This is a genomic window from Duganella violaceipulchra (genome assembly GCF_019166075.1).
GTDB classification, from domain to species: Bacteria; Pseudomonadota; Gammaproteobacteria; order Burkholderiales; family Burkholderiaceae_D; genus Rugamonas; species Rugamonas violaceipulchra.
The window spans coordinates 306,824-329,127 of record NZ_JAHTGR010000005.1 but is presented as its reverse complement, the minus strand read 5'-3'; the positions used below and the strand labels follow the sequence as shown (position 1 = coordinate 329,127).

Sequence of the window (22,304 nt, the reverse complement as noted above, 5' to 3'; positions counted from 1 at the left end):
TAGATGAGCGATTTGCCCAAGGTTTTGCCGGAAGCTGTACGCGCGCTCGCTGAAGCGGATTTCAGCGCCGTCGCGCAGCGGTTTTCGGCGGCCGGGTTTGCGGTGACGCAGCCGGCCGACGGTATCCTGACCATCAAGGCCAGGGGCGAACGTCCGAGTGTGCTGATTTCGGTCGGCGTGCATGGTGACGAGACGGGACCGATCGAAGTGGTGGCGTATCTGCTGGACGCCTTGTCGCAGCAGGCGTCCGCGTTGGCGGTCAACCTGATGCTTTGCGTTGGCAATATCGGCGCGATCAGGGCCGGCAAGCGCTTCATCGACGCCGACTTGAACCGCATGTTCCGCAAGGAGCGCGGGTCGCTGGAAGGCACGTCCGAAGCGGCGCGCGCCGATGTGATGATCGCCGCGACCACGGCTTTCTTCGACGGCGCGGGGCCGTTGCGCTGGCATCTGGATCTGCATACGGCGATACGGCCGTCGGTGTATCCAACCTTCGCCATCGTGCCGGAGCTGATCGCCGACCAGCCGCGCCGCGAGTTGATCGAGTGGCTAGGCCTGGCCGGCATCGGCGCCGTCATCATGAACCCGGCTTCGGTCGGGACGTACAGCTATTATTCGGCCGAGTATCACGCGGCGGCCGGCACCACGGTGGAGCTGGGGCGCATCGGCACGCTGGGGCAGAACGATTTGTCGCAGTTCGCCGATGCCTCGCTGGCGCTGGACGACCTGCTGCGCGGCGCGGCCAAGCGTGAGGCCAGGCAGCAGCCGCACGTGTTCAACACGGCGCGCCAGATCATCAAGTTGAGCGACCAGTTCCAGATGGCGTTCGGCAAGGAGACGCATAATTTCACGGCGCTCAAGCAGGGCGAGGAAATCGCCCGCGATGGCGACACCGTCTACACCGTCCAGCATCCCGAGGAGCTGGTGGTGTTCCCCAATCCCGACGTCCGCATCGGCCTGCGCGCCGGCTTGATGGTGGTGCGCGTCGCCTGATCTTTACGTCGCTTTACACTCGGCGGTATCATGGTTACATGGATTAGTTCGTTAATAGGTACACAGTGACCTAACAACGGAGTAATCATCATGACGACAGCCATCAGCGGCGTTTCAAGCGCCAGCACCCAAGCCACCTCCTTCGATCCTGCGAAGGGGGCGGCGCGCTTGGCGGCCAAGGTCTTCACCGACCTGGACGCCGACAAGGACGGCAAGGTCAATAAGGACGAGTTCGTATCGGGCCTGGAAAAGAAGGGCGTGTCGGCCGATGACGCCACCAAGCAGTTCGATGCGATCGACACGCAGAAGAACGGTTCGATCACGAAATCCGACCTGGAAACCGCGATCAAGAGCGGCAGCTTTGCGCCGCCGCGCCCCAGCGGCGCTCAGGGCGGCAAGCCTGCTGAAGGCGCGCACGGTGGGGGCGGCGTCGGCAGCGCCAGCAGCTCGACCAAGACCTACGAAGCGGCGGACACCAACCAGGACGGCACGGTCTCCGAGCAGGAGCAACTGGTGTACAGCGTTTCCCATCCCGACAAAACGACCGACGCCAGCAAGATCGGCAACAACGTCGACCAGTTGGCCTGAGCGTCCCAATAGCGTAGATTGCGCTACACTCGCAGTTCTCTATTTCATGTCGGGAGTTCGCGATGTCGCTATCGATGCATCAGGTTTCGGTGCCCGTGTTTGTGCGTGGCTTGAAGGTGTTGTCGGATTTGCTGGGGAAGGCCGAGGCTTATGTCGAGCAGCATGGCTCGGTGCCGGATGCGATGATTTCCGCGCGGCTGGCGGACGATATGCTGCCGCTGTCGGCACAGGTGCAGCGCGCCAGCGATACGTCGAAATTGTCGGTGGAGCGCTTGAGCGGTGTGGCCGCGCCCAAGATTGAAGACAACGAAACCTCGTTCGCTCAATTACAACAGCGAATTACCGATACCATCACTTACTTGAACAGCGTCGCCGAAAGCGATTTCGCCGGCAGCGAGGCGCGCGCGATCAAACTTAATTTTGGTGCGTTCCAGCCGGAGTTCAAAGGGGACGACTATCTGCTGACGTTCGCATTGCCGAACTTCTTCTTCCACATCGCCACCGCCCACGACATCCTGCGCAACCAGGGCGTCCCGGTCGGCAAGCGCGATTACCTCGGACCGTTCGCTTAGCCGCGCATCAGCCAGGCCGTCAGCGTGCCCGCCAGACCAAGTAAAACAACGGCGGCGCCCGCGACGGCAGGATGGAAACGCCGGGATACGGTGGGGATCTTTTGAATTGGCATGATGGGCTCCTTCTTGGCTGGATGTAACACTTGGGCCTAGAGTAGCTTGACAACAATTTCCAATCTATACATCCCGCTGTATCAAAAGTAAGCAACTGTAACGGAGCCCTTACCCCGCTTGGGGTCTGAGTTGTTTTTCTAACACAAAATTACTGTAATGCGACAGGCCGGAAGGCCCTATAATCGCTTAGTTTTTTTGCCCGTACATATCTCCCACAAGGATTGCCTGTGAACCAAACGCTGGTCCAGAAACTGACCCGTACCAAGCCGGTCGACAACACAGTAGAAACTGCTCATACCAATAGCAACGGCCTGCACCGCTCCATAGGCTTGTTTCCCCTGACAATGATAGGTGTCGGCGCCACGATCGGCACCGGTATCTTCTTCACCATGGTGGAGGCGGTGCCGAAAGCCGGGCCTTCCGTGATCCTGTCCTTCCTGTTCGCCGCCATCACCGCCGGCCTGACCGCGCTGTGCTACGCCGAACTGTCGTTCCGCATTCCGGCGTCGGGTTCGTCGTATTCGTTTGCCTATGCCACGGTCGGCGAGTTCCTGGCCTTCATCATGGCGGCCTGCCTGTTGCTCGAATATGGATTGGCGGCCAGCGCGACGGCGATCGGCTGGTCCGATTACCTGAACAACTTCCTCAACAATGCCTTCGGCTGGCATATCCCCGAGGTGCTGCGCTCGCCGATGATCGTCTCCGGGCCCAAGGGCATGGAGCTCCATCTCGGCCACATCAACCTGCCGCCGGTGATGCTGGTCTGCCTGTGCTGCCTGTTGCTGATACGCGGCACCAAGGAATCGGCCACCACCAACGCCATCATGGTGATGATCAAGCTGGCGATCCTGGTCTTCTTCGTGGTGATCGCGTTTGCCGGCTTTGATATAAACAATTTTCATCCATTCTTCAGCCCGGACAACGGCGTGCACATCACCGGCATGACCGGCGTGACGGCCGCGGCGGCGACCGTGTTCTTCTCCTTCATCGGACTGGACACCGTGGCCACCGCCGGCGAGGAAGTGCGCGACCCCAAGCGCAACGTGCCGATCGGCATCCTGTCGGCGCTGGGCATCGTGACCCTGTTCTACCTGCTGGTGGCCGTGGCCGCGATGGGCGCGCAGCCCGCCTACAAGTTCGCCGGGCAAGAAGCCGGCCTGGCCGTGATCCTGCAAAACGTGACGGGCAAAACCTGGCCGGCGCTGGTGCTGGCGGCCGGCGCCGTGATCTCGGTGTTCAGCGTGACGCTGGTGACGATCTACGGCCAGACCCGCATCCTGTATGCGATCTCGAAGGATGGACTGATCTCGCCATCGTTCCGCAAGGTCAATCCGCGCACGGCCTCGCCGGTGCATAACACGCTGATCGTCTGCATGGTGGTTGGCCTGGTGGCCGGTTTCGTCGACGCGACCTTCCTGTGGGATATGGTCAGCATGGGCACGCTGACGGCCTTCATCGTGGTGTCGCTGGCGGTGCCGGTGATGCGCAAGAAGGAAAACGGCAAGGGCACCAAGGGCTTCCGCGTACCGTTCGGTCCTTACGTGGTGCCGGGCCTGAGCATCGTGGCCTGCCTGTACCTGATGTTCGGCCTGTCGATGACGACCTACACCATCTTCATCATCTGGATGAGCGCGGCGGTGTTGACTTACTTCCTGTACGGCATGCGCAATTCGCGACTGAATCACGCCAAGTAAAACGGCGAACGTAAAAAAGCCCCGGCCGCTTGCGCGTTACCGGGGCTTTTTTACGTCCGCTACTTACGCTTCTTCTTTGCCTGGCTTGGCGCCCAGGTAGAGACGCAGTACGAGGCCGGACAGGGCGATGGCGGCGGGCAGGTTTTCGATGATGGTCAGCATGGTGATCTCCAGGAAGTTAAATTCGGTTCAATTAGCCGCGCGACGCCATGTAGCGCAGTTCGGCAGACAGATTAGGGGAATGACGTTCACAGTCGTTGGCCAGGCGGTTCATCCAGGACGCGGAGGCTTCCATCTGGCGTTGCGAAACAACTTCCTCTGCCGCGACGGCTGGACGTGGCTTGACGGCGAACAGTGCGGCAATCAGCTGGCGCGCTGCGGCGGCAACATTGCTGGCATAGCGAGTCGTGGTCAGGTCGATGTAAATCAGGTTGTTCGTTGCGCTCATCAGAAGCTCCTTAAATGTTCGTTTGTTGCAGTGCAGTATGCGCGTCTTTCAGTAATAAATAAAATTTTGATTTATGATACTAGCCATAAGCAAACCGTATAACTGTCGATTTCCCCTATGACGGAAGCGTTCTGGATAGTAACTTTTTTCGCTTTGGATTTTTTACGGGCCGACCGCCATCGGGTATGATTACTGTCCAACTGGCAATAATTTGACGGAGCTCCGATGTCCCTGCGCACGAAATTCATGCTCGCTTTGCTATTGACCGGGCTGGCGGCGGTAGCGATGGTGGGCGGCCTGGCCTATGTGGGCATGAGCAAGAAGGTGGACGTGATCCGCCGCCAGCACGCCGCCGACAGTTTTTACGAGGGCATGAGCGGCTACCTGCAGAAGTACGGCAGCTGGCAAGCCGCCAACAAGGCCGAGCCCTTCGATGATTTCATGCGTAGCTACCACGAGGCGCAGGGCACGCGGCCACCGCCGCCGCCGGAGCAGGAGCAGGAGGGAGGGGAGCGTCCGGGGCCGCCGCAGGGTGAAGGACCGCCGCAGGGCGAGGGACCGCCGGGACCCGGCGAGCGTCGGCCGCCGCGCCGTGGCGGTGGCGAGCCGCCGTTTCACTTCATCGTGGCGGATCAGGATTTCCATGTGTTGTTGGGGGCCGGGGTGTACCGGCCCAACGAATTGCTGCCCGAATCGGCCCGCAAGGACGCCCGCGCCGTCAAGGTGGGCGAACGGGTGGTGGCCTATATTTCGCCGGAGGGCATCTTCACACCCAGCAAACAGGAACAGCAATACATGGACGCGATGCGCGAAGCGCTGCTGGCCGGCGTGACCGGCGCGACGGCGTTGGCGCTGGTGCTGGGCGTTTTGCTGAGCCGGGGCCTGAGCCGCAAGCTCAGTCACCTGACCGGCGCGGTGCGCGCCATGCACAGCGGCTCGCTGCTGCAACGGGTGCCGGTGGAGGGCCGGGATGAAGTGGCCACGCTGGCCAGCGCCTTCAACGACATGAGCGAGCAATTGGCGCGCTCGCACGAGGAACTGAAGGAGACGCACCAGACCATCCTGGCGCAGGCCGAGCAGATGCGCGAACTGAGCGTGCGCGACGCGTTGACCAAGCTGCACAACCGCCGCCATTTCGACGAGCAGGCGACCACGCTGTTCAGCCACGCGGTGCGCCACAAGCGGCCATTGAGCGTGGTGATAGGGGATATTGATTTCTTCAAGCGGATCAACGACCAGTTTTCGCACGCCACCGGCGACGCGGTGCTGCGCCAGGTGGGCGAGATCCTGCGCAGCCATATGCGCTTGAGCGACCTGGTGGCGCGCTACGGCGGCGAGGAATTCGTGATCGCCTTCCCGGAGACCGAGCTGCCGCAGGCGGCGGCCTTGTGCGACAAGCTGCGCAACATGATCGAGGGCTTCCCGTGGCACGAGGTGCACCCGGATCTGAAGGTCACGATGAGCATGGGCGTGTACGCCGACCTGGCCGCCGGCACCGCCGAGGCGATGCTGCAAAAGGCCGATGCGCTGCTGTACCGCGCCAAGCAGACGGGCCGCAACCGCGTCTGCTTCGCTTAGAGGTTGTTTCAAAAAGACCGCAGCTTCGTTGCGGCTCCTCGCCGTGCAGGTGCACTGTCTTCGTCGCCGCGCCTCGCTGCGCTCATTTTGAAACAACCTCTTAGTCTTAGCCGCGCCGGCCCAGCCAGCGTCCGCCGAACATGGTGCAGATCAGCGAGGCGACGATCAGCGCGATGCCGGCCCACTGCCAGCCGGTGATGACGTCGCCCAGCGCGATCATGCCGGCGCTGATGCCGACCACCGGCACGCCAAGGCTGAACGGCGCCACGCGGTTGACCGGGTGGCGTTTCAACAGGCGCGTCCACATGGCGTAGCCGAGGATGGTCGCCATCCAGCCCAGGTAGGCGGTGGAGATCCAGGTGGACAGCGGCGCGCTGGTCCAGCTCCAGCGCGTGGCCGGATCGTCGAAGGCCAGCGACAGGCCGATGAACGGCAAGATCGGCACCAGGCTGCACCAGACCATGAAACCCACCACATCGAATTGCGGCGTGGCCTGCTGCGCGCGGCGCACGACGATGTTCGAGGCCGCCCACATCGCGGCGGCGGCCAGGCAAAGCACGAAGCCGCCGGCGGTGGTGGCGCCCGCGTGGCCGGGCTGCACGTAGTTCATGCCGAAGCAGACCAGGCCCACGGCGGCCAGCAGCAGGCCCGCCTGCAAGGCGCGGCTGGCGCGTTCGTGCAGCAGCGCAAAGCCGAAGAAGGCGGTGAAGAACACCTGCGTCTGCAGGATCACGGAAGCGAGCGAGGCGGACATGCCGACCTTCAGCGACAGGAACAGCAAGCCGAATTGGCCGACGCCCTGGCACAGGCCATAGGCCACGATCCATTTCACCGGCAGCTTGGGCGGGCGCACGAACAGGATCAGCGGCAGCACGGCGAAGATGTAGCGGGCGGCGCCCATCTGAAACGGCGTCAGGTCGCGCAGGCCGACCTTCATCGCGACGAAGTTGGTGCCCCAGATCAGGACGACGAACAGGGCGGAGATCAGGTCACGGGTGCTGAAGGATGCAGGGGCGGTGGCGGCGGTCATGTTGCCATCTTAGCAGGCCTGCGCCGGCGGCGCAGGCGCAGGCCCAAGCCCAGGCCCGGGCCCAAGTCAGGCGACGTCGCGGACGATGGCTTCGCTGTGGACGATGATCTTGACCGCGTCCGCCTGCAGCAGGCGGATGCGACGCTGCACCAGCGGCCAGCCGGACCACGACACGCTGGCGCCGTCCGTGGCGATGGCGGCGGTCGTCGGCGCGGTCGCCGGCTGCGCCGCGGTACCGGACTGCGGCGCCAGCGCCTGCGCCAGCGTGCGCACGACCTGCTCGTGGCTCTCGCGCAGCATGGCGTTGACCGGCGCCGTCGGCAGCTCCTTCACGTGGCGGCGCAGGATGGCGCGCAGTGCGGCCACGTGCGCCACCAGCAGGTAGTTCTGCACGATGAACAAGTTGATGTCCTCCACCGCGCGCTGCTTGCGGGCCGGCTCGTCGAGCATGCGCACCAGCGCGGAGCTGAGCGCGGCCAGGCTGTCCATCAGGCGCTTGCGCTCGATGCGGTAGGCGAAATCGTCCTTGCCCTTGCCTTGCAGCAGATCGAAGCTGGACTGCATGTAGCGCAGGTTCACGTCCAGCACTTCGCGGATCAGTCGCGGCAGGGATTGATATTCCCAGCTGGCCAGCACGAAGCTGAACGCCGTCGCCACCGCCGCGCCGATGAAGGTGTCGATCAGGCGCTCGACGATCAGGTCGTGGTTGCCCGGCGCGATCAGGTGCATCTGCAGCAGGATCATGATGCTGACCGCGATCGCCGCGTAGCGGTAGCGCACGTAGATGAAGGTCGGCGTGGCCACCGTCGATAAAATCAGGAAGCCCAGTATCGCCGCCGGATAGTTCAGGTACTTGATGATCAGCGCCGTGATCACGCAGCCGATGATGGTGCCGACGATGCGGTCGCTGCGGCGCTGCTTGGTCATGCTGAAGCTGGGCTTGAGGATGATGACGATGGTCAGCACGATCCAGTAGCTGTGCGCCGCATACGGCAGCCACGAGGCCACCGCCAGGCCGACCGAGATCGCCATCGCCACCCGCAGCGAGAAGCGGAAGATCGGCGAATCGAAGCGCAGGTGCGACAGGATCATGCGCAGCTCGTACTTTTGCTGCGACAGGAAGGGACCCATGTCGGCGTCGACCCAGAACGGCGTGGTGTCGTAAGCCTTCTGGCTGGCCTGGTGCAGCTCGACTATCATCTTGATGATGGCGCGCACCTTGTTGCGCTGCGCGCGCAGCACGGCCAGCGCTTCCTGCGCCGGCTTGCCGTCGTCCACGCGCCGCTGCAAGGCCGCCAGCTCCGCCTCGATGGCGGCCAGTTCCGGCTCGTAGCTGATCTCCGGGTAGGAGGCCATCTTGCGGGTGACGTCGTAGGCCACCGATTCGATATCGCGCGCCGCCTTGTAAGCCAGGTCGTGCAGCGATTTGAGCACCGGCGAATCGGCCAGGTGCGCGCGCAGCTGCGCGTAGTCGGTGTGGGTCGACAGCACCAGCTCATACAGGTCCAGCATGCAGACGTGGGTCTGCACGACGATGGCGTCCTTGCTGTTCTGGTGGCTGCGCAGTATCAGGTCGCGCGAGGCTTGCTGGCGGTCGGCCAGCAGGCTTTGATGGCGTACCAGCTTGTTGAATTGTTCGGTGAGGTTGTAGCGGGTGTCGTAGAAGTCGGCCTTGATGTCGATGTAGGCGGCCAGTTCGAACAATGCCTCGGCCAGCACCTGCTGCTTGATGCGGTGGCGCAGTATCCACGAGATACCCATCGCGTAGGCCAGGTAGGCCACCGCGCCCAGGGTGAACAGGCCGGTGTGGATGAAGGACTGGCGCACCGTCATCTCGTGTTCCATTGACATGGTCATGATGAACAGCGTGGCCAGTTGCAGCGGCATCGACTTCTTGCCGTAGACGACCATCATGCAGGCCAGGAAGCTGACCGCCACCAGCATGACCATCAGCAGCCAGTGCACCGGCGCGCATAGGCTGATCAGCAGCGTGACGGCGCTGCACAGCAGCACCGAGGCGCTCATCTCATTGAACTTGTGGCGCAGGGGACTGGGCATGTCCATCAGCGCGGTGCAGAGCGCGCCGATGCAGACCGTCATGGCGGTGGCCATGCCGGCGAATTGCAGCGTAATCACGGTGACGCCGACCAGGCCCGCGGCAAAGCGCAGGCCCAGGTAAAAGTAATGGCTGTAGAAAAAGGTGCGCAGGTTGAGTGCGTAATGCATGGCTATGGCCTTGTGGGCAGCTTGCATGCGCGCCGCGGGATCGCCGCTGCGCGCATGGGGTAACGCTCGTTGATACTTTGCGGGGACTTAGAGGACGGACAGCACCGGGTAACGGCGCCATTCCGGCTCCGCATGGCGTTTGCCGTGTTCGAAGATGAAGCCGAGGACCTTGTCCTGGCTGGTCAGCAGCGCCGGATAGTCGGCCTTCCACTGCTCGAATTTCGCTTTCAGTTCAGGTTCGGTCTCTAGCATTTCCAGCGCCAGGTCTTCGAACACGTAGTCGGAGTAGGCTTCCTTTTTCTCCAGCACGCTGTTGAAGAAACCCCAGCGGAAGAAGGAGTCGTGGCCTTGCGGTTCCAGCGTCTCGACGGCGTAGCGGGCGTTGGCCTGCTTGAGCGGAATGAAGTAGTCGCCCGGCTGCACGGTGAAGCTGCCGGTGCGCGCTTCGGTTTCCACCACGTCGTGGTACATATGGCCTTCGTAGGCGTTCGGGCGCGAGGTGACGGCGGCGATGTGGTAGTACTGCGCCTCGATGGTGGAGGACTCGTCGAAGCGCGCCATCTCCACGCCGTTCCATTGCAGGCGCTCGATCACTTCGCGCCAGGCTTGCGGGACCACATAGCCTTTCGGCGCGCGCACGGTGGCCGACGGCACGAAGCTGTTGTAGTAGGCGATGTCCTTTTCCCAAGGCTGGCTGCGGTCGTAGGACAGGCGGGTGTAGTCGCCCAGCAGGCTGGGGCTGCGCTTGGCCGCGTAGCCCTTGAAACGGAAGGTCGATGGATTCGCTTCATCCATCTTCCAGCTGACGGTCCATTGCTTGGCGCTGGCGGCTTGCTCGCGCGCGTCGGCGCGCAGCTTGCGGATCTGCTCACCATGCGAGACGGTGAAGGCCATCGTCACGTCCAGCAGCGCGCGCATCGCATCGTAGCGGTCCTTGAAGGGCTTGAGCATGTGCGTCTCCGGCATGAAGCCGATCACGTGGTGCAGCGCCGCGTAGCCGGTCGAGAAGCGCGGCACGTCCGGGAACTCGGCGATGCCGTCGTCCGGCGTGTCCTGCACCGGATTGACGTAGGGGCAGGTCGGCCAGCCTTTCGCTTCCATCTGCGCGTAGATGTGCGGCAGCATGGTCTCGCGCAGGAAGGGGCCGAGGCCGTAGCCCAGCTTGTCCGCCTGGGTGTGGATCAAGGTCATCGTGTACGGATAGTCGGCGCCGTTGGAGGTGTGGGTGTCGACCATCACGTCCGGGTCCCAGCCGGTGACGAGCTGGTTGAACAGCTGCGCGTTGAGGGTGTCGCACTTGATGAAGTCGCGGTTCAGGTCCAGGTGGCGGCTGTTGCCGCGGAAGCCGAACTGCTCCGGGCCGTCCTGGTTGACGCGCGAGGTGTCGGCGCGGTTGAGCGCGCCGTCGACGTTGTACAGCGGGACGAACAGCAGCACGGTCTTGCCCAGCGCGGCCAGGCGGGCCGGGTCGAAGCACAGGTCGCGCACGATGGCCATGCAGGCGTCCACGCCTTCGGGCTCGCCGGGGTGGATGCCGTTGTTGTTGAAGAAGACGGTGCGGCCTTCGGCCTTGATCTGGTTGCGGTCGAACACGCCGTCCGCGCTGACTACGCCCGCATGCACCGGGATGCCGCCGTCGGAGGTGCCGATCTGTTCAAAACGCAGTACTTGCGGGAAGCGTTGCGCCAGCTCCTGGTAGAAGGCGATGCATTCGCTCCACAGGGTGGTCTGGTTCTGATTGCCTTTTTCGTAAGGCGTAGGCATTTCTGGGTGCATGGCAGTCTGGATCTCAGAGGGAGTTGAGGGGAGGGCGCATCGCGCTGGATAAGCACTGCGACACGCTGCCGAGGGCGGAATTGTATCATTCGTGCCCGATTTTTGAGCGGCGCTGGATTAGCCGGGCGCAGGATTTGCGTTGCTTCAAGAAAACTTTATGGCGGAGGTGCTCTACTGGAGAACACGGACAAGGCCAGGAGGGTGCGATGGGCAACAGGTACGGATTGCGCGCGGTGATCGTGATGGCACTGCTGGCGCTGGGCTGCAGAGTGGGATTGGCGCAGATCGGGCCGCGCTATGTGATCGAGCTGGAAAGCGCCGCCGCGCCCTTGCCGCCCTTGGCGGCGGGCCGGGTGCGGCTGGCCGGCAAGGGCTTGGCGCTGATCCATTTCCAGGGGCTGAGCATCCTGACGGCCGGCGCCGACGCGGACGCCTACAGCGCCGAGGCGGTGCGGCAGTGGCCGGCGGCCGACCTGCTGCTGGTCACGCCCGCCGGCAGCGGCCGCTATGGCGGGGTGGCGCCGCTGGCGTCGCTGGGCAAATTGCCGGTGATCGTGGCGGCGCCGGTGGCCGCGGCGCCGGTGTCCGCCGCGACGCTATTGCCGGCCAGGCAGGCCGACGCGCCGCAGTTCTATCCGATGCAGACCTGGGATACGCTGCATCTGCGCAAGGGCAAGACACGGCTGCGGGTGACGGCGCTGCCCGGCCAGCCCGGCACGGCGAACGTGGCGGGGTTCATGCTGGAGGTGGGCAATAGCTGGGTCTCTTACCGGTTGTACGTCAGTTGCGAACATCTGGCGGCGGACGAGGCGGGCGTGCTGGCGCAGCGCCTGCCCGGCGCCGATCTGGCGCTGCTGCCGGATCATCTCGCGCCGCTGCTGCTGGCGCTGCAACGCGCGGCGCGGCCGGCCTCGGTCGCCGCGGCCAAGCCGGCCGTGCTGACTGAGGCCGGCCAGGCGTTCCGGGCGCTTAAACGTTGATCATGCGTTGATCACGCCTTGGCGTTGGTGTCGACCCAGGCGGCGAAGGTGGCCATGAACTTTTGCAGGAATTCCCTGGTGCTGTCGTTGTTCAACTTGCCGTTGTCGTCGAGCAGCTTGGCGGCGCCGCCGATGTAGGCTTCCGGCTGCTGCAGCAGCGGCATGTCGAGGAACACCGTCGATTGGCGCAGGTGGTGGTTGGCGCCGAAGCCGCCGGTCGCGCCGGGCGACACGCTGACGATGGCGGCCGGCTTGCCGCTCCAGATGCTGCTGCCGTAAGGGCGCGAACCGACGTCGATGGCGTTCTTCAGCGGCGCCGGCACCGAGCGGTTGTATTCCGGCGTGACGAACAGCACCGCCTGCGCCGCCTGCAGGCGCTGGCGGAACTGGGTCCAGGCCTGCGGCGCGGTGGCGCCGTTTTCCTCCAGGTCCTGGTTGTACAGCGCCAGTTCGCCGATCTCGACGATCTCCAATTGCAACGACGGCGGCGCCAGCGCGATCAGCTCGTGGGCGAACTTGCGGTTGAGCGAATCCTTGCGCAGACTGCCGATCACTACGGCGACTTTTTTCGCGGTCATGACATCTCCTGAAGACGGTTGGGGGGAGGGAACCGGAATGCAGTCTACTACTCTTTATGACCTCACGTCGCCAGATCCAGCCGAGACTTATTCAAGGGACGGATCGCCGCCAATTTGCTCGAATCCTGACGTACCAGCCACAGATCGACTGCTTCCTGCATGCGCAACCAGCTTTCCGGCGATGTGTTGAGTAGAGTCGCTATCCGCACCGCCATTTCGGGAGACATTGCGCGCCGCTCATGAACGAGCTCGGAAACGCTCAGGCGGCTGACGCCTATAAGTTCAGCCAATTCCGTTTGCGTCATTTTTAGCGCCGGCAGTATATCTTCGCGCAATACTGCGCCTGGATGCGTGGGGCGTCGATTGGGGTTGCGCAATGATTTCATCAATGATAATCCTCCAAATCCACTTCGACCACATTCTCCCCGTCGAATTTGAATGTGATGCGCCAGTTGCCTGAGACGGATACGGCATCGCAATCTTTGCGCCCACCCTTGAGTTGATGAAATTTTGACCCAGGAATATTCATATCTTCGGGCTTGATGCAGCTATCCAACCGGTCAAGAAAACGTTCGATTCTGGAGGCGAATTCCGCGGGTATGCCACGATGGTCACCATCGGCGAAAAATTTCCGCAATCCTTTATGACGTATTGAAATGATCAATTGGTGCCATCCTTGGGATTGCAGTGTAATCCTATGCATAGCAAAGTCAAGCGCCGCTATTGCCTGTCATGGACATGTCACTCAAGGTTAGCGATCCATGAAAAAACCACGCCGCGTTGCCGGGGCGTGGTTTGCGGGGGGAAGGCCGGAACGCTTATTCCGCCTTCATTTCCTTCAGCAGGTTGTCGGCGTGGTCGACGTGTTTCATGTTCCACAGGATGTAGCGCAGGTCGACCTGGATGTCACGGGTGTTGGCCTGGTTGAAGTCCCAGTCCGAGATGATGGAGTCGAGCGTGCCGTCGAAGGCCAGGCCGATCCATTCACCCTTGGCGTTCAGCGCGGCCGAGCCGGAGTTGCCGCCGGTGATGTCCAGCGTGGCCAGGTAGGCCACCGGCACCGACTTCAGTTTCGGATCGGCGTACTTGCCGAAGTCCTTGGCCTTGATCGCGGCCAGCTGGGCTTTCGGTGCGTTGAATTCGCCGACGCCGGTGGCCTTGGCGGCCACGCCTTCGACGGTGGTGAAGGCCTTCCAGGTGGTGCCGTCGGCGCCGTGGTCGCGGCCGGCGATTTGGCCGAAGGTCACGCGCAGGGTGCTGTTGGCGTCGGGGTAGACCGCCTGGCCTTTGCTGTGCATGAAGGCGATCTTGGCCTTCATGTAATTGGCGTAGGCTTGCTGCAGTTTGCCGCCCAGTTCTTCCTCTTGCGCTTCTTCCTTCATGTCCGGCTCGTACATGGCGACGGCTGCCTTGATGAAGGCGTCGTTGCTGGCCTTGAACTCTTCCGGCGTCTTGCCGACCCAGCTGGTGCGCTCGGCGGCGTCGCCCAGCTTGCTGCCGGCGTACAGCGTGTCCAGCGCGGCTTGCAGGTCGGCCTTGCTCATGCCGTCCTTGATGCCGATGACGGCGTCGAAGTCGGCGTTGCGCTGGGCTGCCGGCAGGGCGGCGTATTTCGACAGGCTGTTGATGACCAGCGCCTTGTCGACTTTCTCATCGTAGTTGCGCACCAGCGCGGCCACCGACGACTTGATGCGTGGCACGTCGCGCACCTGGTAGCCGGCCTTGCGTTCGGCGTCCGGCTTGGTGTTCTCGTTGGCCAGGCGGTACAGCATGCGCGCGGTGTTCAGCAGGCGCGGCTTGGACGAGGACAGGAAGTAGTCGCGCTTGGTTTCGGCGTCGCGCTGGGCGATCAGCTTTTCCACCAGCTCGATGTCGCCGGCGTACTCGGCCTTGCGGGCCGGGGTGGCGTTGATCCAGGTCTTTAGCGCTTCGTGCTCGGCGGTTTTACGCTGGAGCATGTCGCTGCCGGCGTAGGAGTCCAGCATGCCTTGGCGGTTCTTGTAGTAGTTGTTGATGCTGGCGACCTGCGACGCGTATTTCAGCGCGGTGTCCTTGTTGTCCTTGGTGGCGTCGGCGATGATGGCCAGGTTTTCCGCCGAGGTCTTGACGAAGGCCGGGTAGCTCCAGTCGAAGGTGTAGGCCACTTCCGACGGCAGGCGGTGGCGGTTGGTGCGGCCCGGGTAGCCCAGCACCATGATGAAGTCGCCTTCCTTGACGCCTTGCTTGGCCAGCTTCAGGTAGTGCTGCGGAAGGTAGGGGACGTTGTCCTTGCTGAAGTCGGCGGCCTTGCCGTCCTTGCTGACGTAGGCGCGGTAGAAGCCGTAGTCGCCGGTGTGGCGCGGCCACATCCAGTTGTCGGTGTCGCCGCCGAACTTGCCGACGCCGGCCGGCGGCGCGTGGACCAGGCGCACGTCGCGGATTTCCAGTTGCTTGATCAGGTAGTACTCCAGGCCGCCGTAATAGGACGACACGGTGCAGCGGTGGCCTTCGTCTTTTTCGCACTCGGCCTGGATGGCTTTCTGGTTCTTCTCGATGGCGTCGCTGCGTTTCTTGCCGCTCAGTTTGGCGACATCGGCGGTGACGACTTGCTTGCTGACGTCGGTGACGGCCTTGGTCACGAAGATGCGGCTGCCTGGGGAGGCCGGCAGTTCTTCGCCGAAGTCATGGGCCAGGAAGCCGTTGGCCAGCAGATCGCGTTCCGGGGTGGAGTTGTGCGCCACGCTGCCGTAGACGCAGTGATGGTTGGTGGCGACCAGGCCTTGCGGCGAGACGAATGAGGCCGAGCAACCGCCCAGGCTGACGATGGCGCCCATCGGGAACTCGGTCAGTTTGGTCAGGTTGGCGGGGGCCAGTTTCAGGCCGGCGGCTTTCAGTTGCTTGGCTACTTGTGGCAGCTGTTGCGGCATCCACATGCCTTCGTCGGCGTGGGCTGCGGTGCTCAGGATGGCGAGCGCGATCAGGGATTTGTGCATTTTTGTCGTTGTTGAAGTGGTGGTAAAAGGAACAACGACGCGAGTATAACGAAAAACCGGGGTCAGGTCTGACATTCGGACACGGGCTCTGCCGTAGCGGCTGCTACAGAAGAGTTCGTGTCCGAATGTCAGACTTGACCCCGGCGTTTTTGCAACTTAACTTGCTTAGTCGGCTTTGATGGCTTCGATCTGGATCGCCAGTTTGACTTCCGGCGCGAAGGCCGGGGTGCCGTAGTTCAGGCCGAAATCGGTGCGCTTGAACTCGGCCACGGCGTTGGCGCCGCAGACTTCTCGCTTGTAGCGCGGGTGCATGATGCAGTTGAACTTGTCCACCTTCAAGGCCACCGGCTTGGTCACGCCCAGCAAGGTCAGCTCGCCTTCGACGCCGACCAGCTTGTCACCCTCGAACTTGAACGATGTGCTCTTGTAGGTGATGATCGGGAATTTCTCGACGTTGAACATGTCGGCCGTCTTGGCGTGGCTGTTCATTTTCTCCATGCCGAAGTCGATCGAGTCGGACGCGATGGCAATGTCCAGCGCGCCGGTCTTGGCGGCGCGGTCCATCGTCACGGTGCCGCTGGTCTTGTCGAACTTGCCGCGCCAGACTGACAGGCCCATGTGGTCGGCCTCGAAGCTCGGGTAGGTGTGCGTCGGGTCGATGTTGTAGGTGGCGGCGATGGCGGACGTGGCCGAGGCGGCCAGCAGCGTGGCGATCAGGATTTGCAGTTTCATCTAACGGTCTCCGGTGTGAGGTTATTGGGCTACGACGTGGAATTTGATGGTCACTTCATCGGCCACCATGCCGGTGTCTTTCCATTCGCCTTCGCCGATGTTGTAGGCCAGGCGCTTGATCGGCAGCGCGCCTTCAAACACTTGCTTGCCGCCGTCGGCCTTGACCGTCAGCGGGAAGCTGATGTCGGCGGTCTTGCCCTTGATGGTCAGCTTGCCGGTGACGGTCAGCTTGCCGGCGCCGGCGCTCTTGATCGCCGTCGAGACGAAGGTGGCTTTCGGGAACTGGGCCGAATTGAACCATTCCTTCTTCGCTACTTCCTTGTTCATGTCGGCGTCGCCGACGTCCAGGCTGGCCGTCTCGACTTCGACGGTGGCCTTGGAGGCGTCCGGCTTGGCCGCGTCGTAGTCGATGGCGACGGTGTATTTCTTGAACTTCGATTCGACCGGCACGTTCATCTGCTTGAACACGGCCGACACGGTCGACTTGGCGGGATCGGTCTTCAGGGCGGCGGCGCTGGCGGCCAGGGCAACACCCATCAAGGTGACGAGGGCGAGTTTTTTCATGGTTTTCATTGTTGGGCTCCGGTAGAAGGGGATTACGGCAGCATGCGTTTCAGCGTGGCGTCGCGGTCGACAAAGTGATGCTTGAGTGCGGCGAGGGCGTGGGCCACTACGGCGGCGGCCATCGTCATGGTCAGAACATAATGAACGGTTTTTAAGATCGGCTTAAGTTCGGCGTTCGGCTCGATCAGGGCCGGCAGCTGGAACAGGCCCAGGTACACCACCGGCACGCCGGCCGCATAGGTGTACAGGTAGCCGGAAACCGGCACCGCGAAGATGAAGAAGTACAGCAGGTAGTGCATGCCGTCGGCCACCTTGTGCTGCCAGGCCGGAATGCTGGCCAGCGGCGGCGGCGGACGGTTGGCCTTGCGCCACAGCAGGCGGATGGCGGCCACGCCCAGCACCGTCACGCCCAGCCATTTGTGCCAGGAATAGTATTTGAGCTTGGTGGGCGTGATGCCGTGGATGTCCACCATGGTCAAGCCGAGGAAGAAGGCGGCGATGATCAGCAGGGCGGTCAGCCAGTGCAGCAACATGGCCGTTTTGGTGTAGCGTTGCATTCATTTCTCCCAGGTAATTGGTACGTGTTAGGACTAAATATACCAAAGAATTCGAAAGCCTGCATGAAACATGAAAGTTCCATGATCACTTGATCACTCTCCTTTTTGCAAGCGGATGTTGACTATAGCGACGGCCGCGTCGCTACAACGCTGACTCTCGGGCCAGACCAAGGCGTGAGTAACAATGTTGTGGAAGCCAACTTCTCAGGCAATCCTGGTTACGCTGCGGAGTGGGTTGGTGCCAGGGCCGGCTGCACAGCGTTTCGGTAACATGGAACCTTACTGATGTCCGTCATCAATAATGCAAAGAATTTAGTTGGTTCCATATACGCGCCGATGTCTGAGTGTAATCATGCGAAGAATGCTGCGATCAGCCAGCTTGGTTCCGATTGGAGAGCGATGGTTGGATGGCAAGCGCAGCACACGGACTTTGCGGGAGAAATGCATTATTGCTTCACTTGCCAAGCCGGAGCGACGGTAGAAGTTCCCAGTGGAGTAACTTACCGAGCGCAGCGGAGGATGCTATGAAGAAATTGATCTATCAAATATTAACTATCGTAACCTGGTGCTGGGGGAATGGCGCCTACGGCGAAGAGGTATGGTATCCCGGTGGCCAGAAAATAGTCCTGACGACAGCAGAAAAGCTTCACCGTAGCATGAGTAATGCTGTAGTTGTTGCTGAAGGGAGCTTTTTTGATACGCAACCGGATCGCCCTTTGAAAGTTTTGGATGAAACAACGGGTATGTGTGAGTTGGAATTTCATATTTCGCGTAGGCTCGACTCAAAGGGCGTTACGATCGCCCCCATAGTTCGGATGAAACTCGTTGTGTATCGCGCTCTGCCGGGATCGTCTTCAACTGTGGACGATGTAACGCTTGCCAAAAGCCGCAATGCAGAGCGCGCCATTAACGGCAATATTATCGTATTTGATGAGTATCTGAAGACGCTAGCTAGCATACGTAGCTCACTGCTTAAGAGCACTAATTATCGAAAAGAATTCCTCCTCGTGCCGATCACTGTCGGCGGGTTGGATAGTTCTTATCGTGTAGCAGACGTTGTCGTGCAACTTCGAAAAAAATACCTTATTTTCTTCATGCGCAATATTTTGAAAACTGACGAAACACTGCTGTTTTCGACCGACTTGGATATTTACGACGCTGATGAGCCTGAAGTCACCGCAGTGCTGAAATCCATTAAGAACTGATCACGTTACTAAGGCTACCTTGTCATGAGCGATCAAAGATCAGTTGCCGAGTCCGGCCGGCCACGCGTTCCTTCATCCCGATATAGTTGGCGGTAAAGACGTCAACTCAGTCGCGACAGAACTCAAAGAAAAAGTCAATGCGGTTGGTCTGCGCCGGCTGCATATTATGAAATTTTCCTCGCGATAGGAATAAACCGTGGTAATTCATGAATGGAAAAGTGCCGAAGAGAGTAGTACGGCGAGGGCTTTTTTATCAGTCACGGAAGCGTTAATGCAGGAAGTACGAGTTTCACGCGGCATTAATCCATCCGGCGTTTATTGGAAATGAGTTCCGAGTGCAATAATGGGAGCTGTGTGCCGATCTCGTTAGCCCCCGGAACTTGCGTCGCGGGGGCTCGGTGTCAGCTTAGATCGCCTTGGCCAGCTGGGTGGCGATGCCGATGTAGTTCGCCGGGGTCATGGCCAGCAGCAGGTCCTTGGCTTCCTGCGGAATCGCCAGGCCGGTGATGAAGTCGCGCAGCGCGTCTTTCGAGATGCCTTTGCCGCGGGTCAGCTCTTTCAGCTGCTCATACGGATTCTCGATGCCGTAGCGGCGCATCACGGTCTGCACCGGCTCGGCCAGCACTTCCCAGTTGGCGTCGAGGTCGGCGGCCAGGCGGGCGTGGTTCACTTCCAGCTTGTTCAGGCCGCGCAGGCAGCTGTCGTAGGCCAGCAGGGTGTAGCCCAGGCCGACGCCGATGTTGCGCAGCACGGTCGAGTCGGTCAGGTCGCGCTGCATGCGCGAGACTGGCAGTTTTTCGGACAGGTGCTTCAGCACGGCGTTGGCCAGGCCCAGGTTGCCTTCCGAGTTTTCGAAGTCGATCGGGTTGACCTTGTGCGGCATGGTCGAGGAACCGATTTCGCCGGCCTTGGTCTTCTGCTTGAAGTAGCCCAGCGAGACGTAGCTCCAGATGTCGCGGTTCAGGTCCAGCAGGATGGTGTTGACGCGGGCGAAGGCGTCGAACAGTTCGGCCATGTAGTCGTGCGGCTCGATCTGGATGGTGTATGGGTTGAACACCAGGCCCAGGCGCTGCTCGATGACGTCCTTGGAGAACGCCGCCCAGTCGAACGACGGGTAGGCCGACAGGTGGGCGTTGTAGTTGCCGACCGCGCCGTTCATCTTGCCCAGGATTTCGACCTGCTCGATGCGCTTGATGGCGCGCTGCAGGCGGGCGACGACGTTGGCCATCTCCTTGCCCAGCGTGGTCGGGCTGGCGGTCTGGCCGTGGGTGCGCGAGAGCATCGGCACGTCGGCGTTGACGATGGCGATTTCCTTCAGGCGGGCGATGAGCTTGGTCAGCGACGGCAGCATGACGCTGTCGCGGGCCGCTTTCAGCATCATGCCGTGCGAGGTGTTGTTGATGTCTTCCGAGGTGCAGGCGAAGTGGATGAACTCCGATGCGGCCACCAGTTCCGGCACATCCTTGACCTGCTCCTTGAGCCAGTACTCCACGGCCTTGACGTCGTGGTTGGTGACGGCTTCGATTTCCTTGATGCGGGCGGCGTCTTTTTCGCTGAAGTCGCTGGCGATCTTGTCCAGCAGGGCGGAGCCAGCGGCCGAGAACGGCTTGATTTCAGCGAAACCAGCCAGCGACAGCGCTTGCAGCCAGGAGATTTCTACTTTGACGCGGTGGTGCATGAAGCCCGATTCGGACAGGATGGGACGCAGCAGGTCGGTTTTACCGGCGTAGCGGCCGTCCAGCGGCGACAGCGCCGACAGCGTGGAGTAAGGAGTAGTGGTCATGATGGGAAGGAGGCAGGGTTAAAATTGCGCAAAGGGTGATTTTACCATTGGCCGGGCTTCCACCCTCCGATGTTATACTGGGGCCTGCTCTTTCACTCTAAGCCTCTATGAAACTCATCGGTTCCCTCGCCAGTCCTTATGTACGCAAAGTTCGTGTTGTCCTGGCGGAAAAGAAGCTTGATTACCAGTTTGAACTGGAAAATGTGTGGGCCCCGGATACCACCATCGACAAGCTGAACCCGCTGGGCAAGGTGCCGAGCCTGGTCATGGAAGACGGCAACGTCATGATCGACTCGCGCGTGATGGTCGAATATCTCGATACGCTGACTCCGGTTTGCAAGCTGCTGCCGCCCAACGGCCGCGATCGCGCCGACATCAAGTGCTGGGAAGCGCTGGCCGACGGCATGCTGGACGCCGCCATCATCGTGCGCCTGGAGCGCACCCAGCGCCCGGCCGCGCTGCAAAGCGAGGACTGGATGGCGCGCCAGATGCGCAAGGTGCAGCTGGGCCTGGCCTCGCTGTCGGACAAGCTGGGCGAATCGGCCTATTGCGCCGGCATCCATTACTCGCTGGCCGACGTGGCGGTGGGCTGCACGCTGGGCTGGCTGTCGTTCCGCTTCCCGGAAATCACCTGGCGCGACGACTACCCCAACCTGGCGCGCCTGTACGACAAGCTGTCCGAGCGCCAGTCGTTCAAAGACACCGTGCCGCAGTAAGCCATGGCCAAGACCACGCCGCCCGACGCGGACAGCTCCGCCCAGCAGCGGCGCCTGCAAATGGCCGACATCGCGCGCTTGGCCGGCGTATCGACCTCGACGGTGTCGCGGGCGCTGGCCGGCAGCAAGCTGGTCAGCGAGGAGACGCGGGTGCGCATCATGGAGCTGGCCCGCTCGCTCAAGTACACCATCAACATCGGCGCGCAGAATCTGCGCATGAAGCAGAACCGCACCGTCGGCGTGGTGATCCCCTACGACTCGGCCACGCGCCAGCATTTGTCCGATCCCTTCTTCCTGTCGATGCTGGGCAGCCTGGCCGACGCGCTGACCGAGCTGGGCTTCGACATGCTGGTCTCGCGGGTGGACGCCGAGGAGCTGGACGCGGCCGCCGCGCCGTTCGACACCGGCCGCGTGATCGGCATCATCCTGATCGGCCAGTGGCGCCACCATGAACAACTGAACCAGCTGGCCGCGCGCCATGTGCCGATCGTGGTGTGGGGCGCGCAATTGCCGCAGCAGCTGTACTGCACCGTCGGCGGCGACAATGTCAGCGGCGGCGAGCTGGCCGGCGCGCACCTGATCGCGCAGGGCCGCCGGCACATCGCCTTCTTCGGCGATATCAACCTGCCGGAAGTGGGCCAGCGCTATGAAGGCCTGTGCCGCGCTCTGCGGCGGGCCGGCATGCCAGTCGATCCGGCCTTGCAGGTGTCGGTGTCCTTCCTGCCGGAGGGCGGCCGGGACGCGGTGCAGGAACTGCTGCACCGCGGCGTGCCGTTCGACGCCGTGTTCGCCGGCAGCGACCTGATGGCCATGACCTCGATTAACACGCTGCGCCAGCAAGGCTACGATGTGCCGGGGCAGGTCGCCGTGGTCGGCTACGACGATATCGAGCTGGCCGGCTACTTCCATCCGCCGCTGACCACCGTGCAGCAACCTATCCGCGAGGCCGGCCGGGCACTGGTGTCCCAGCTGCTGGAGCTGGTCGACGGCCGTCCGGCGCCCTCGCTGCAAATTCCTACCCAATTGATCGTCCGCAACAGTTCTGTCTGATTTATGCAACCGATTGCATAAGCTTCATAGTAGGGCCATGAAATATATTTTTGCAGCGTTATGCAATCGATTGCATTAAATCGAAATCCGATGAATAATGGCGTATCTGCTCAATTAAAGGGCAGCTTAAAACGACAATATCTGGAGA

21 protein-coding genes are annotated in these 22,304 nt (G+C 61.9%); 9 read left to right on the top strand and 12 right to left on the bottom strand.

All coding sequences use genetic code 11. The features are described 5' to 3' along the window. The first annotated feature begins 3 nt into the window (after positions 1-3). The 4 genes from KVP70_RS12310 (at position 4) to KVP70_RS12295 (ending at position 3,961) form a co-directional block, all read left to right on the top strand. Complete coding sequence (locus KVP70_RS12310) at positions 4-993, top strand: succinylglutamate desuccinylase (protein ID WP_217942505.1); 990 nt, start codon at positions 4-6, stop codon at positions 991-993. Positions 994-1,083: 90 nt separating this feature from the next. After that, the gene (locus tag KVP70_RS12305) at positions 1,084-1,581 is read left to right on the top strand and encodes an EF-hand domain-containing protein (RefSeq protein ID WP_217942504.1); all 498 of its coding nucleotides are present in this window, start codon (positions 1,084-1,086) and stop codon (positions 1,579-1,581) included. A gap of 62 nt (positions 1,582-1,643) precedes the next feature. Then, positions 1,644-2,153, top strand: coding sequence for a DUF1993 domain-containing protein (locus KVP70_RS12300; protein WP_217942503.1), 510 nt, complete (start codon positions 1,644-1,646; stop codon positions 2,151-2,153). A gap of 341 nt (positions 2,154-2,494) precedes the next feature. Further along, positions 2,495-3,961 (top strand): APC family permease, encoded by a 1,467-nt coding sequence (locus tag KVP70_RS12295; RefSeq protein WP_217942502.1) that lies wholly within the window; start codon positions 2,495-2,497, stop codon positions 3,959-3,961. Between the two features lie 193 nt (positions 3,962-4,154). On the opposite strand, the gene KVP70_RS12290 is transcribed toward KVP70_RS12295, so the two are convergent. Next, entirely contained in the window at positions 4,155-4,409 is a 255-nt protein-coding gene (locus tag KVP70_RS12290) for a hypothetical protein (RefSeq protein ID WP_217942501.1), read from the bottom strand. A 225-nt stretch (positions 4,410-4,634) separates the two neighbouring features. Between KVP70_RS12290 and KVP70_RS12285 the strand changes: the two genes are divergently transcribed. Continuing rightward, positions 4,635-5,987, top strand: coding sequence for a GGDEF domain-containing protein (locus KVP70_RS12285; protein ID WP_217942500.1), 1,353 nt, complete (start codon positions 4,635-4,637; stop codon positions 5,985-5,987). 106 nt (positions 5,988-6,093) lie between these two features. Here the strand turns inward: KVP70_RS12285 and KVP70_RS12280 are convergent, their stop codons facing one another. The 3 genes from KVP70_RS12280 to KVP70_RS12270 all read right to left on the bottom strand — a co-directional run bounded on the left by KVP70_RS12280 (position 6,094) and on the right by KVP70_RS12270 (position 11,007). Then, a complete protein-coding gene (locus KVP70_RS12280) occupies positions 6,094-7,017 on the bottom strand; it encodes an EamA family transporter (RefSeq protein WP_217942499.1) in 924 nt (307 codons plus the stop codon). A 66-nt stretch (positions 7,018-7,083) separates the two neighbouring features. Further along, the gene (locus KVP70_RS12275; RefSeq protein WP_217942498.1) at positions 7,084-9,243 is read right to left on the bottom strand and encodes an FUSC family protein; all 2,160 of its coding nucleotides are present in this window, start codon (positions 9,241-9,243) and stop codon (positions 7,084-7,086) included. 87 nt (positions 9,244-9,330) lie between these two features. After that, positions 9,331-11,007, bottom strand: coding sequence for a M14 family zinc carboxypeptidase (locus KVP70_RS12270; RefSeq protein ID WP_416053875.1), 1,677 nt, complete (start codon positions 11,005-11,007; stop codon positions 9,331-9,333). Between the two features lie 218 nt (positions 11,008-11,225). On the opposite strand from KVP70_RS12270, the gene KVP70_RS12265 reads away from it, so the two are divergent. Beyond that, positions 11,226-11,999, top strand: coding sequence for a hypothetical protein (locus KVP70_RS12265; protein WP_217942496.1), 774 nt, complete (start codon positions 11,226-11,228; stop codon positions 11,997-11,999). An 11-nt stretch (positions 12,000-12,010) separates the two neighbouring features. Here the strand turns inward: KVP70_RS12265 and KVP70_RS12260 are convergent, their stop codons facing one another. The 7 genes from KVP70_RS12260 to KVP70_RS12230 all read right to left on the bottom strand — a co-directional run bounded on the left by KVP70_RS12260 (position 12,011) and on the right by KVP70_RS12230 (position 17,402). Further along, positions 12,011-12,577, bottom strand: coding sequence for an NADPH-dependent FMN reductase (locus KVP70_RS12260; protein ID WP_217942495.1), 567 nt, complete (start codon positions 12,575-12,577; stop codon positions 12,011-12,013). Positions 12,578-12,639: 62 nt separating this feature from the next. Next, entirely contained in the window at positions 12,640-12,963 is a 324-nt protein-coding gene (locus KVP70_RS12255; protein WP_217942494.1) for a HigA family addiction module antitoxin, read from the bottom strand. Next, positions 12,963-13,241, bottom strand: a complete 279-nt coding sequence (locus KVP70_RS12250) for a type II toxin-antitoxin system RelE/ParE family toxin (protein ID WP_217942493.1) — start codon at positions 13,239-13,241, stop codon at positions 12,963-12,965. Before KVP70_RS12250 ends, KVP70_RS12255 begins: the two co-directional genes overlap by 1 nt. 154 nt (positions 13,242-13,395) lie before the next feature. Further along, positions 13,396-15,549, bottom strand: coding sequence for a S46 family peptidase (locus tag KVP70_RS12245; protein ID WP_217942492.1), 2,154 nt, complete (start codon positions 15,547-15,549; stop codon positions 13,396-13,398). A gap of 165 nt (positions 15,550-15,714) precedes the next feature. Further along, a complete protein-coding gene (locus KVP70_RS12240; protein WP_217942491.1) occupies positions 15,715-16,281 on the bottom strand; it encodes a YceI family protein in 567 nt (188 codons plus the stop codon). A 21-nt stretch (positions 16,282-16,302) separates the two neighbouring features. Beyond that, on the bottom strand, positions 16,303-16,854 hold the full coding sequence (locus KVP70_RS12235) for a YceI family protein (RefSeq protein WP_217942490.1): 552 nt from the start codon (positions 16,852-16,854) through the stop codon (positions 16,303-16,305). Between the two features lie 23 nt (positions 16,855-16,877). Beyond that, positions 16,878-17,402, bottom strand: a complete 525-nt coding sequence (locus KVP70_RS12230) for a cytochrome b (RefSeq protein ID WP_217942489.1) — start codon at positions 17,400-17,402, stop codon at positions 16,878-16,880. A 524-nt stretch (positions 17,403-17,926) separates the two neighbouring features. Here KVP70_RS12230 and KVP70_RS12225 point away from each other — a divergent pair. Then, entirely contained in the window at positions 17,927-18,607 is a 681-nt protein-coding gene (locus tag KVP70_RS12225) for a hypothetical protein (protein WP_217942488.1), read from the top strand. Positions 18,608-19,013: 406 nt separating this feature from the next. On the opposite strand, the gene purB is transcribed toward KVP70_RS12225, so the two are convergent. Next, positions 19,014-20,390 (bottom strand): adenylosuccinate lyase, encoded by a 1,377-nt coding sequence (gene purB, locus KVP70_RS12220; RefSeq protein ID WP_217942487.1) that lies wholly within the window; start codon positions 20,388-20,390, stop codon positions 19,014-19,016. 107 nt (positions 20,391-20,497) lie between these two features. On the opposite strand from purB, the gene KVP70_RS12215 reads away from it, so the two are divergent. Both KVP70_RS12215 and KVP70_RS12210 read left to right on the top strand, forming a co-directional pair. Then, a complete protein-coding gene (locus tag KVP70_RS12215; RefSeq protein ID WP_217942486.1) occupies positions 20,498-21,106 on the top strand; it encodes a glutathione S-transferase N-terminal domain-containing protein in 609 nt (202 codons plus the stop codon). A gap of 3 nt (positions 21,107-21,109) precedes the next feature. Further along, positions 21,110-22,156: a LacI family DNA-binding transcriptional regulator gene (locus KVP70_RS12210; RefSeq protein ID WP_217942485.1), complete on the top strand. Its 1,047-nt coding sequence runs from the start codon at positions 21,110-21,112 to the stop codon at positions 22,154-22,156. Positions 22,157-22,304: the final 148 nt, after the last annotated feature.